This is a genomic window from Mesorhizobium sp. C120A (genome assembly GCF_030323105.1).
Classification (GTDB): domain Bacteria; phylum Pseudomonadota; class Alphaproteobacteria; order Rhizobiales; family Rhizobiaceae; genus Mesorhizobium.
On sequence record NZ_CP100476.1, the window covers coordinates 3,050,217 to 3,062,469 of the forward strand.

General features: G+C 64.0%; 9 protein-coding genes. 4 read left to right on the forward strand and 5 right to left on the reverse strand.

Going from position 1 to position 12,253, the window contains the following annotated elements; all coding sequences use genetic code 11:
• Positions 1–182 precede the first annotated feature (182 nt).
• From NL532_RS14775 to NL532_RS14790, 4 genes are all read left to right on the forward strand, one after another.
• On the forward strand, positions 183–1,484 hold the full coding sequence (locus NL532_RS14775) for a cytosine deaminase (protein ID WP_023823090.1): 1,302 nt from the start codon (positions 183–185) through the stop codon (positions 1,482–1,484).
• Positions 1,484–2,887, forward strand: a complete 1,404-nt coding sequence (locus NL532_RS14780) for an FAD-binding oxidoreductase (RefSeq protein ID WP_031196657.1) — start codon at positions 1,484–1,486, stop codon at positions 2,885–2,887. The genes NL532_RS14775 and NL532_RS14780 overlap by 1 nt, the downstream gene beginning before the upstream one ends.
• A 286-nt stretch (positions 2,888–3,173) precedes the next feature.
• The gene (locus tag NL532_RS14785) at positions 3,174–3,755 is read left to right on the forward strand and encodes an NAD(P)H-dependent oxidoreductase (RefSeq protein WP_023700354.1); all 582 of its coding nucleotides are present in this window, start codon (positions 3,174–3,176) and stop codon (positions 3,753–3,755) included.
• The gene (locus NL532_RS14790; RefSeq protein WP_023690990.1) at positions 3,755–4,336 is read left to right on the forward strand and encodes an NAD(P)H-dependent oxidoreductase; all 582 of its coding nucleotides are present in this window, start codon (positions 3,755–3,757) and stop codon (positions 4,334–4,336) included. Before NL532_RS14785 ends, NL532_RS14790 begins: the two co-directional genes overlap by 1 nt.
• 170 nt (positions 4,337–4,506) lie before the next feature.
• Here the strand turns inward: NL532_RS14790 and NL532_RS14795 are convergent, their stop codons facing one another.
• The 5 genes from NL532_RS14795 to NL532_RS14815 all read right to left on the reverse strand — a co-directional run bounded on the left by NL532_RS14795 (position 4,507) and on the right by NL532_RS14815 (position 12,120).
• Positions 4,507–6,954 (reverse strand): GcvT family protein, encoded by a 2,448-nt coding sequence (locus tag NL532_RS14795; RefSeq protein ID WP_023829406.1) that lies wholly within the window; start codon positions 6,952–6,954, stop codon positions 4,507–4,509.
• Complete coding sequence (locus NL532_RS14800) at positions 6,951–8,132, reverse strand: pyridoxal phosphate-dependent aminotransferase (RefSeq protein WP_023670766.1); 1,182 nt, start codon at positions 8,130–8,132, stop codon at positions 6,951–6,953. Before NL532_RS14800 ends, NL532_RS14795 begins: the two co-directional genes overlap by 4 nt.
• Positions 8,132–9,031, reverse strand: a complete 900-nt coding sequence (locus NL532_RS14805) for a homocysteine S-methyltransferase family protein (protein WP_023815508.1) — start codon at positions 9,029–9,031, stop codon at positions 8,132–8,134. Before NL532_RS14805 ends, NL532_RS14800 begins: the two co-directional genes overlap by 1 nt.
• Positions 9,028–11,481, reverse strand: a complete 2,454-nt coding sequence (locus NL532_RS14810) for a GcvT family protein (RefSeq protein ID WP_023815507.1) — start codon at positions 11,479–11,481, stop codon at positions 9,028–9,030. Before NL532_RS14810 ends, NL532_RS14805 begins: the two co-directional genes overlap by 4 nt.
• 96 nt (positions 11,482–11,577) lie before the next feature.
• Entirely contained in the window at positions 11,578–12,120 is a 543-nt protein-coding gene (locus NL532_RS14815) for a helix-turn-helix domain-containing protein (protein WP_023815506.1), read from the reverse strand.
• Positions 12,121–12,253: the final 133 nt, after the last annotated feature.

Here is a 12,253-nt window from a genome sequence, read left to right on the forward strand (position 1 = left end):
ATTGAGATGCTGGCGCGAAACACCCCCCTCTGGCCTGCCGGCCATCTCCCCCTCAAGGGGGGAGATTGGACGTCATCCGGGATTTCGCCAATTATCGACGTTGGAAGACGGGTGCTGTCGGAAAAGCTGCCAATCTCCCCCCTTGAGGGGGAGATGCCCGGCAGGGCAGAGGGGGGCGGTCCTTGATACCGACCTCTGGCTCGTACCATCTCACCAACGTCCGCCTTCACCGGTCGCTGACATCAGGTCTTGCCCCCACTTACGACACCGACGGTTTCGCGCTGGCCGACATCGCCGTCGCCGACGGTAAGCTCTCCAGCATCGCCGCGCACAAGAAATCAAAAGCGCCAGCCACCGCCATCGACCTTGCCGGCCGCATCATCCTGCCGTGCTTCGTCGACTGCCACACCCATATCGACAAGGGCCAGATCTGGCCGCGCAAACCCAATCCCGACGGCAGTTTCATGGGCGCGCTCAATGCCACCGGCGCCGACCGTGCAGCGCGCTGGAGCGCCGAGGACGTGGCGCGGCGCATGGATTTCTCTTTGCGCTCGGCCTTCGCGCACGGCACCAAGGCGCTGCGCACGCATCTCGACAGCGTGCCGCCGCAGGAGGAGATCTCCTGGCCGGTGTTCGAGGCGATGCGGGAGAAATGGCGCGGTCGCATCGAACTGCAGGCGGCCTGCCTGCTCGGCATCGAAGGCGTGCGCGACAGCAAGTGGTTCGAGAAATTGGCCAAGCGCGTGGCTGCGGCCAAGGGCGTCCTCGGCGTCGTCACCTATATGGTGCCGGATCTCGAAGAGCTTCTCGACAAGGTGTTCGCCGAGGCGAACAAACACGGGCTCGATCTCGATTTCCACGCCGACGAGACCGACGACATCGCGGCGATCTCGCTGAAGAAGATTGCCGAGGCTGCACTCTGGAACGGTTTTGGGGGCAACATCCTGGTGGGACATTGCTGCTCGCTGGCGCGCCAGCCGGACCTCGACGTGCTCGATACGCTGGACAAGGTCGCCAAGGCGCGGCTGGCGGTGGTGTCGCTGCCAATGTGCAATCTCTATCTGCAGGACCGGCGCGCCGACCAGACCACGCCACGCTGGCGCGGCGTGACCTTGCTGCACGAGATGAAGGCGAGGGGCATTGCGGTCGCGGTCGCCTCCGACAACACCCGCGATCCTTTCTATGCCTATGGCGATCTCGACATGCTGGAGGTCTACCGCATGGCGACGCGCATCCTGCATTTCGACCATCCGGTCGGCGACTGGCCGCAGACGGTGGCGGCGACGCCGGCCAAGGTGATGCGGCTCGATGGTGTCGGGACACTGGCAGCCGGTGGCAGCGCCGATTTCATCGTCTTCAAAGGGCGGAGCTGGACGGAATTGCTGTCGCGGCCCGAATCGGATCGCATCGTCGTGCGCAACGGCCGAGCGATCGACAGGCAATTGCCCGACTATGCCGAGCTCGACGAACTGATGGTGGAATGATGGATGTTTCGGCGCTCAAACGTGATCTCGACGGGATAAAGCTCGACGACAATCCGGCCATCGTCCAGCAGAAGAGCCGCGACTTCTACTGGTACAGCCCGGTGCTGAAGCAGCAGCTCGACCACGTCACCGGCGACCTGATCGTGACGCCCAGGAACGAGGCCGAACTGATCCGCGTGCTTACCGCTTGCCACCGTCATGGCGTTCCGGTGACGCCGCGCGGCAGCGGCACCGGCAATTACGGTCAGGCGATGCCGCTATCGGGCGGCGTGGTTTTGAACCTTGCCGAGATGAACGAGATCAAGGCCATAGCGCCGGGCCGCGTCGTCACCGGGCCGGGCGCGATCCTCGCCGACATCGACAGAGCGACGCGCGCGCATTCCGGGCAGGAACTGCGGCTGTCGCCGTCGACCTACAACACCGCCTCGATCGGCGGCTTCATCGCCGGCGGCTCGGGCGGCGTTGGCTCGATCAATTTCGGCGGTCTGCGTGATTTCGGCAATGTGCTGCGCCTGCGCGTCGTCACTATGGAGGCGGAGCCGAAGGCGCTCGAACTCGCCGGCGAGGACCTGCACAAGGTCACCCACGCCTATGGCACCAACGGCATCATCACCGAGGTCGAGATGCCGCTGACTGCAGCCTATGAATGGATCGACGTGATCGTCGGCTTCGACGCTTTCATGCCGGCAGCCCGCTACGGCAACGCGCTGGCACGCCAGGACGGCATCCTGACCAAGCTGATCACGCCGATCGCCGCGCCCGTGCCGCAGCTCTATTTCAAGCGCCACCAGAAGTTCTTCCGGGACGGGCAAAGCATCTGCGTCGTCATGGTTGCCCGGCATGGGCTAGACGCGTTCCTCGCCTTCACCCGCCGCGCCGGCGGCGAAGTCATCTTCAATGCGGCGACGGCAACGGACGAAGAGAAAAAGGGCCTGCCGCCGGGCTTCGAACTGGCGTGGAACCACACCACGCTCAGGGCACTGCGGGTCGATCCCGCGATCACCTATCTGCAATCGCTCTATCCGTTTCCCAACCAGCTGGCGCTGGTGGAGAAGATGGACGCGATGTTTCCGAACGAGGTCTTTTCGCATCTCGAATTCGTGCGCCTCGACGGCAACATCACCTGCTTCGGCCTGCCGCTGGTGAAATTCACCACCGAGGCGCGGCTCAACGAAATCATCCGGCTGCATGAGGAGAACGGCTGCCCGATCTTCAACCCGCACCGCTACACGCTGGAAGAGGGCGGCATGAAGCAGACGGATGAAATCCAGCTCGCCTTCAAGCGCGAGACCGATCCGCAAGGCCTGCTCAATCCCGGCAAGATGATCGCCTGGGAAAATCCGGATTACGACTATCGCTCGGGCCGGACTTTTTTGTTCAAGGGTTTGCAGAAAGCAGAATGAGCAGAGGTTTGAGCTTGAGCACCCCCCTCTGTCCTGCCGGCACAGGCCCTACGCTGCCGCTTCGGGCGTTCGTCGTTTGGAAAGCCAAGCAATTGGCTTCCCATCGGCTTCGCCGACCACTTCTCACCCCCCGCAAGGGGGGAGATTGGCAGCCTGAACGCCGCGGCCAATCTGACACGCTGACAATTAGTGAAAGCGATGCGGCAGTCCGATCTCCCCCCTTGCGGGGGAGATGCCCGGCAGGGCAGAGGGGGGTGCCTCGCGCCCACCTCGCAAGCATTTCCCCATGAAAGTCCTCGTCCTCTACGCACACCCGGTGGAGACCAGCTTCAATGCAGGCCTGCACCGCACGATCGTCGAGCGGCTGACGGCCGCCGGCCATGAGGTCGACGATTGCGATCTCTATGCAGAGGATTTCGACCCCAGGCTGACGCGCGGGGAGAGGCTGGATTATCATAACCAACGCAGCCCTGCGGACCCGGCCGCGCCCTATGTCGAGCGGCTGCTCAAGGCCGAGGCGCTGGTGCTGTCATATCCCGTCTGGAACTACGGCTTCCCGGCCATCCTGAAAGGCTTTTTCGACCGCGTGTTTCTGCCCGGCGTGTCGTTCAAATTGGTCGACGGCAAGGCGCAGCCTTCGCTCCACAACATCCGCAAGCTGACCGCCGTCACCACCTATGGCGGCAGCCGCTTCCGCGCCATGCTGATGGGCGATCCGCCACGCAGATTGGTCAAGCGGATGCTGCGCGCGACGATCAGGCCCGGCGCCTCGGTGTCCTACCTCGCTCATTATTCGATGAACCTGTCGACCGACGAGACGCGGGCAGCCTTCATGGCCAAGGTCGCGGCCGGGATGGATGAATTCTGATGCGCGTGCTGGTGGTCTATTGCCATCCGGTGCCCGAAAGCTTTTGCGCCGCCATCAGAGATGCCGCAGTCGATGTGCTGAAGGCACGCGGCTGGGAGGTGCGGCTGCTCGACCTCTATGCGGAGAAATTCGATCCGGTGATGGGCTGCGAAGAGCGACGCGCCTACAATGAGCGGGCGCCGGAGGATCCGGCCCTAAAACCGCATTTCGAGCATCTCGCCTGGGCTGAGGCGATCCTGTTCATCTATCCGACCTGGTGGTACGGGCTGCCGGCCATGCTGAAGGGCTGGCTCGACCGGGTCTGGGCGACCGATGTCGCCTTCAAGCTGGGCAAGGGGCGCATCACGTCGCTGATGACACATGTCACCAGGGTCGGCGTCATTACCACCTGCGGCGCGCCGACCTGGTGGAGCGTCGTCGTCGGCCAGCCCGGCCGCAAGACCTTGCTGCGCGGTATGCGCGCGCTGTGCGCCCGCCGCTGCCGGACGTTTTTCCTGGCGCACTACCTGATGGACGCCTCGACGCCAAGGACGAGGGCGGCGTTTCTGGTGAAAGTGCGGGCGAAGCTGGAGCGGTTTTGAGCTTCTTCACCCTCGCCCTTGTGGGGAGGGTCGCGCAGCAAATGCCGCAAGGCGGCATTTGCGAAGCGGGGTGGGGGGTCTCGTAGGGCGCACCCCCCCACCCGCTTCGGAAAAGCCGCTTCGCTCCGACTGCGAGCCGACCCTCCCCACAAGGTGAGGGTAAAAAGGTGCTACATCCTCGTCCGTTCCGCCTTGGGATCGTACATCGGTTTCAGCGATGCTTCCGCCGGAAAGCGCTCGCCGGCGATCTCGATCTCGTAGGACGAGGCCAGCAGATCCGCCTCGCTCTCGCCCTGGCAGGGCACATAGCCCAGCCCGATCGCGCCGCCGAGATGGTGGCCGTAGTTGCCTGATGTGATCGGGCCGACGATCTTGCCGTCGCGAAGGATCGCCTCGTTGTGGAAGAGCAGAGGCTGCGGGTCCTTCAGCCGGAACTGCACCAGCCGGCGCGACAGGCCGGCTTCTTTTTTCTTCAGCACCGCATCGCGGCCGATGAACTCGCCCTTGGCGGTTTTGACCGCAAAGCCGAGGCCGGCCTCCAGCACATTGTCCTCGTCGGTGATGTCGTGGCCGAAATGCCGAAACGCCTTTTCGATGCGGCAGGAATCCAGCGTATGCAGGCCGCAAAGTTGCAGGCCGACATCCGCCCCCGCCTCATCGATCGCCTCGAAGACATGGGCCGCCTGGTCGGTCGAGACATAAAGTTCCCAGCCGAGTTCGCCGACATAGGTGACGCGGTGCGCGCGGGCGAGGCCCATGCCGATCTCGATCTCCTGGAAGGTGCCGAACGGATTGTTCTCATTGGAAAAATCATTAGGGCTGACCTTCTGGATCAGTTTTCGCGCATCTGGACCCATCAGGCAGAGCACGGCCTCAGCTGCCGTGACATCGGTGATGACTACGAATTCATCGCCGACATGCCGGCGCAGCCAGGCGAGGTCGCGTTGCAGCGTCGCGCCCGGCACGACGAGGAAGTAGGCGGTCTCAGATAGCCGCGATACCGTCAGATCGCTCTCGATGCCGCCGCGCTGGTTGAGCATCTGGGTGTAGACGATCTTGCCGGGCGCCCCATCCATGTCGTTGGCGCAGAGCCTTTGCAGGAAGGCGCAGGCGTCGCGGCCTTCGACACGGATCTTGCCGAACGAGGTCATGTCGAACAGGGCGACCTTGTTGCGGACCGCCAGATGTTCCTCGCGCTGGTTGTCGAACCAGTTCTGCCGCTTCCAGGAATAGCGATATTCGCGCTCCTGTCCCTCGCGGGCGAACCAGTTGGCGCGCTCCCAGCCGGCGACTTCGCCGAACACGGCGCCGCGCGCCTTCAGCTGTTCGTGCAGGGGCGAGCGCCTGACATTCCTGGACGTTGCCATCTGCCGGTAGGGGAAATGGTCGGCATAGAGCAGGCCGAGTGTTTCGGAGACACGCTCCTTGAGATACCTACGGTTCTTCTGGAATGGCTGGGCGCGGCGGATGTCGACTTCCCAGAGGTCGAAGGGCGCTTCGCCGTCATTGATCCACTGCGCCAGCGCCATGCCGGCGCCGCCGGACGAGACGATGCCGATGGAATTGTAGCCGGTCGCCATCCAGTAGCCACGGAGTTCCGGGGCCTCGCCGAGATAGTAGCGGTCGTCGGGGGTAAAGCTTTCGGGGCCGTTGAAGAAGGTGTGAATGCCGGCGGTTGCCAGCATCGGCATGCGGTTGACGCCCATTTCGAGGATCGGCTCGAAATGCTCCATGTCCTCCGGCAACTGGTCGAAGCAGAAATCCTCGCTTATGCCGTCCATGCCCCAGGGCTTGGCCACCGGCTCGAAGGCGCCGAGCATCATCTTGCCGGCGTCTTCCTTGTAGTAGGCGCATTCATCGGGAACGCGCAGCACCGGTAGACGACCGAGCCCGGGGATCGGCTCGGTGACGAGATAAAAATGTTCGCAGGCATGCAGCGGGATGGTGACGCCGTTCTGGGCGCCGAGCTCGCGCGCCCACATGCCGGCGCAGTTGACGACGATGTCGGCCTCGATCGTTCCCTGATCCTCGCCTTGCGCCCACGACACACCGGTGACGCGACCGGCCTTGGTATGGACCTTGGTGACCTTCACATTCTCGACGATGGCGGCGCCACGCTGGCGGGCGCCCTTGGCCAGCGCCATGGCGATGTTGGCGGGATCGCACTGGCCGTCGAGCGGCAGATGCACGGCGCCGACCACGTCGGACACGTTGAGATGCGGGTACATTGCCTTGACTTCGTTCGGCGAAATCTCGCGCACATCGACATCGAAGGCGCGGGCGAGCGAGGCCTGCCGGTAAATCTCGTGCTTGCGCTCCTCGGTCAGCGCCACGGTGATCGAGCCGACCTGGCGCATGCCGGTGCCGACTTCCGTTTCGGCTTCCAGCTTGACGTAGAGGTCGGCCGAATATTTCGCCAGCCGCGTCATGTTCTGCGAGCCGCGCAGCTGGCCGATCAGGCCGGCGGCGTGCCAGGTCGTTCCCGAGGTCAGCTGCTTGCGTTCCAGCAGCACGATGTCGGTCCAGCCGAGCTTGGCCAGGTGGTAGGCGACCGAACAGCCGGAGACACCGCCGCCGATAATAACCGCGCGGGCGTTGGTGGGAATGCTTCTGGTCATGCGGCCTCGCGGCGATAGCCGGATGCGAAGCGGCGCAGGCGTTTTGCGGCTTCCTGAAGCACCGGCTCCGGTTGGCAGAGGCTGATGCGGATGTGGCCGGCAGCGGCCTTGCCGAAGCTGGAACCCGGCATGACGCCGACACTCTCCTGGTCGAGAAAGGCCCAGGCGAATTTCTCGTCGTCGGGCTCGACTGCGGAGATGTCGAGCATGACATACATGCCGCCCTCGGAGCCGTGCACGCTGATATTGTTCATGCCGCGCACGGCGTCGAGCAGGACGGTGCGGCGCGCCGCATAGCGTTCGGCGATCTCCCTGACGCCAAAGCGGTTCTCCAGCGCCTCGGCGCAGGCGATCGAGATGAAGGCCGGCAGGCCGTAGGTCGTCACCAGATTGAGATTGGTCAACAGCGTGATCATCTGCGCTGGGCCGGTCAGCCAGCCCATGCGCCAGCCGGTCATGCCATGGCTCTTGGACATCGAATTGATGACCAGCGTGCGCTCCGCCATGCCGGGCAGGCCGCGCGGCGAGATGTGCTCGCCGCCGCCGAGCGTCCAGTAGACCTCGTCCGACAGCAGCCAGAGATCGTGCTCGCGGCAGATCTCGGCCAGCTCTTCCAGACGCTCACGCGAATAGACGGCGCCGGTCGGGTTGTTCGGCGTGTTGATCAAAATGGCGCGCGTGTTGGGCTTGAGCGCCGCGCGGATCATCTCGGCGTGCGGCTGGAAACCGTCTCCGGCCGGCGTCTCGACGACGGTGAAGCTGGCGCCGGCGGCGCTGAAGGTGTTGGGATAAGTCGCGTAGTAGGGCGCCACCACGATAGCGTGGTCGCCCTGGTCGAGAACGGCCTGCACCGCCGCGTAAAGGGCGGCCTGACCGCCCGGCGTGGCGATCACCTGGTCGGGGCTCGTCTCGACCCCGGTGCAGGCGGTCGAGGCCGCCGCCATCGCCCTGCGCAGGCGCGGAACGCCGGGAAGCGGGGTGTAGTGGTGGTTGCTGCCGCGAACCGCCGTCACGCAGGCTTCGATGGTCTGGCTCGGCGTATCGAAATCATGGTCGCCGACCGACAGCATGATGATGTCCTGGCCCGCCTCCTTGCGGGCCCATGCCTCGGTGTGGACCTCCCAGCCATCCTTGCCCGAAGGCACGATGCCAGAAATGCGCGATGATGGTCTGGGCATCAGGATACTCCCGAGATTTCGTGGCCGGCCTGTTCGAGCCGGTCGCGCAAGGCGGCGGTGTGGGCAGGGCCGACTTCGCAGCAGCCGCCGACGATGGTGGCGCCAGCGGCGACCCAGCCGAGCGCCTGGTCGGCATAGGCATCCGGATCAAGGTCGTGGCGTGCGTGCAGCACTTCGACCGTTCCGCCATGCTTGAGCGCTTCGACAGAGGTGAAGCCATTGGCATAGGCGCCGACCGGGCCGCCGAGGGCAATCAATTCGGGCAGTGCCGCGGCGATAGTTTCTGGCCGGCAGCAATTCACCAGGCGCGCTGCAACCGTCAGGCCGTCGAGGGCGTCCGCCGCTGCCGCTATTGTTTCGCCGCTGCGCAGCCGCGCCGCGCCGTGATCGGCGAGCGTCCAAGATACCCAGACAGGTTTGCCGCTTTCCGACGCAGCGGTAACGGCCGCACGGCCTTCCTCGGCTGAGGCCATGGTCTCGCACAGGAACAGGTCGACGCCATCGGCCTGCTCTGCGACGATGCGGCGATAGATGTCCAGCGTCTCCTGGAACGATATGGTCAGCGCCGGCGCATAGCTGCCGAACAGCGGTGACAGGCAGCCGGCGATCGCTGCATCGCCTGCCTCGTCGCGTGCCTGTCTTGCCAATTCGATGCCGCGCTTCTGCAAGGGCTTGAAGAGGTCTTCTGCTCCTTCCCGCGCGAGCCGCTCCGGCGTTGCCGAATAGGTGTTGATGGTGATGACGCGAGCGCCGGCCCGGATGAATTCGGCATGCAGGTCACGCACCAGATCCGGCTCGTCGATCAGCACCCTGGCCGACCAGAGCGGCGTCAGCTCGGAGCTGCTGCGGCGGACCAGTTCCTGGCCCATGCCGCCATCGGTGAGAATGACTTTCTTCATGCTCTCAGTCTTTCGTTTTTCGGATCCCACAGCGGCTCGTCTTTCTGCACGACTGCCTTGAAACGATCGCCAAAAATTTCAATCTCGATCGCGGTATCGGGTTCAGCCAGGTCGGCGCGCAGCATGCCGAGCGCGATCGATTTGTCGATGCGATACCCCCAGCCGCCGGACGTCGTCTCGCCGACGATCTTGCCGTCATGCCAGAGCGTCGACACGGACGGCGCGTCGCAATCGCCTGGGTTTTCGACCACCAGCGTGACGAAGCGCTTCTTCACGCCTTGCTGCTTTTCGTTCTGCAGGGCTGCCTTGCCGCGGAAGTCGGGCTTGTCCCATTTGACGAAGCGCTCGAGCCCGCCCTGCAGGACCGTATAGTCGGTCGACAGGTCGCCCTTCCAGGTCCGGTAGCCCTTTTCGAGGCGCAGCGAATCCAGCGCATACATGCCGAACGGTTTCAGACCGTGTTTTTGTCCCGCCGCCCAGATGGCGTCGAAGATGGCGGCGGTGTCTCCCACCTTGGTGTGGATTTCCCAGCCGAGTTCGCCGGCGAAGGATACCCGCACCAGCTTCGCCCAGCGGCCGGCGATGGTGGTTTCCTGATGCGTCAGCCAGGGCAGCGAGAGATCCGCGCCACAGACATCGGCCAGGATCTTGCGCGAATTGGGGCCGGCGAGGATTTGCGTCGAATAGTCTTCGGTCCTGTCGGTGAGGGTGAAAGCCGCGTCCTTCGGCAGGCGCGACTTCAGCCATTCGAAATCGTGCCACTGCGCTACCGCCGCGGTGATCAGCGTCATCTGCTCTTCGCCATGGCGCACCACCGACATCTCGGTGACGATGCGGCCCTTGTCGTCGGCGAAATAGGCGAGGCCGATTCGGCCGGGCTTGGGCACCAGACCGGTGACCTGCAGTGCCAGCCATTCGGCTGCGCCAGGACCTTCGAGGTTGAAGCGCGAGAAGCCGGGCAGGTCGAGAATGCAGGCGGCGTCGCGCACCGCCAAGCATTCTTCGCGCACGCGGTGCTGCCACGGCCCGTCGCGGCGGAAGGTGAGTGTTGCTTCTTCCGACGTGTCGTCACCGGGTTGCGCATACCAGGTGGCACGCTCCCAGCCATTATAGGCGTCGAACTGGGCGCCGAGCGCCTTGATGCGATCGTGGATCGGCGACAGCTTGCGGTCGCGCCCGGCCGGCCAGGCATGGCGCGGGAACTGGATGGCGTATTCGTTGCCGTAGATCTCCATGCCCTTGGCGACGCTATAGTCGGGGGCGGCCGCAAAGCTGGTGAAACGGCGCGGATCGCAAGACCACATGTCCCATTCGGTCTGGCCCTGCGTAACCCATTCGGCCAGCACCTTGCCGGCGCCGCCGCCCTGGGCGATGCCGAAGGTGAAGACACAGGCCTCGAACGCGTTGGGAACGCCGGGCATCGGACCGATCAGCGGATTGCCGTCCGGCGCGTAAGGGATCGGCCCGTTGATCACCTTGGACAGGCCGGCAGTGCCGAGAATTGGCACGCGGGCTACGGCATCGGCAAGGTAGTGCTCGAGACGGTCGAGATCGTCGGGGAAGAGCTGGAAGGAAAAATCCTCCGGCATCGGGTCGTTGTGGGTCGCCCAATGCGCGCGGCAATTGCGCTCATAGGGGCCGAGATTCATGCCGTTCTTTTCCTGGCGCAGATAGTAGGAGGTGTCGACGTCGCGCAGCAGCGGCAGCTTCTTGCCCTGCTCCTTCGACCACGCCACCAGTTCGGGTATCTCCTCGAACAAGATGTACTGATGGCTCATCACCATCATCGGGACGTCGCGGCCGAACATTTTGCCGACTTCGGCGGCACGGTAGCCGGCGGCATTGACGACGATCTCGCAGCGGATTTCGCCTTGCGGGGTGACAACCACCCATTCGTCGTTCTCACGGCGCACGCCCGTGGTCGGGCAGAAGCGGATGATCTTTGCCCCCATGTCGCGCGCACCCTTGGCAAGTGCCTGCGTCAGCTGCGCGGGGTCGATGTCGCCGTCGTTTGGATCATAGAGCGCGCCTTTCAATTCATGCGTCTCGATGAAGGGATAGCGGCGCTTGATCTCATCAGGGCCGACAATGTCGATGTCCATGCCCTGGTAGCGGCCCATGCCCTTGGCGCGCTGGAACTCCTGCATGCGCTCCTTGGTGTGGGCGAGCCGCAGCGAGCCGGTAATGTGGTAGTTCATGGGATAGTCGACGGCATCAGCCAAGCCGCGATAGAGCTCGGTCGAATAGCGCTGCATGTTCATCAGCGACCAGGACGACGAGAAGGTCGGCACATTGCCGGCGGCATGCCAGGTCGAGCCCGATGTCAGCTCGTTCTTTTCAAGCAGCACGCAATCGGTCCAGCCCGCCTCGCAAAGGTGGTAGAGCGAGGAGGTGCCGACGACACCGCCTCCGATGATCACCACGCGTGCCGTGGTCGGCAAACCGGCCATATTCTTCTCCCAAACCTGAAGCGCGCTGCGCTTCTATTTTTTGCTTGATGCATGTCGTTGTCCCAAAACCGCTGCACACTTTTGGGCGACATGCATTCAATAAACAGGCGGCGAAACCACCCAGATGACCACGGCCGGCTCGCTGCCGGGATTGCGCCAGCGGTACGGCTTGCGCTCGAAGCGGAAGGAATCGCCTTCGACAAGACGGTGCCAGACGCCGGCGATCTCGATCTCGAAAATGCCAGAGGCGATGTAGCCGGCTTCCTCGGTCGGCCGCAGCTGCTCGCTCTTCATCTCGGCGCCCGGCGCGAAGATCGAACGCACCATCTCGAAACTACCGCCGAGATCGGGCGACAGAAGCTCCTCCACCAGGCCGGATTCGCTTGTGCCAAGCGTGCGCCGGCTGCCGGCGCGCACTACAACGCCGCGCTCCTTTTCGATCGGCACGTCGTGGCTGAAGAACAGGCTGAGTGGCACGCCGAACAGGTCTGCGAAGGCCCTGAGGTCGCCAAGCGAAGGGATAGACAGGCCGCGCTCGACCTGGCTGACCCAGCCGACGGAGCGACCAAGCTTCAGCGCGATCTCAGCCAGCGTCAGCCCGCGCGCCTTGCGCAGCGCACGGATGTCACTCGCCAGCAGGCGCTCGTCAGGTCCCTGCAATGTTTTGGGGATAGCTGGGGCCAAAACGCTCACTTGATGAAAAACTGGAAATGAATTTCATGAGAGCTCATGTCCGTGAAAAAATCAAGCGAATTTTCATGGACACACAAGA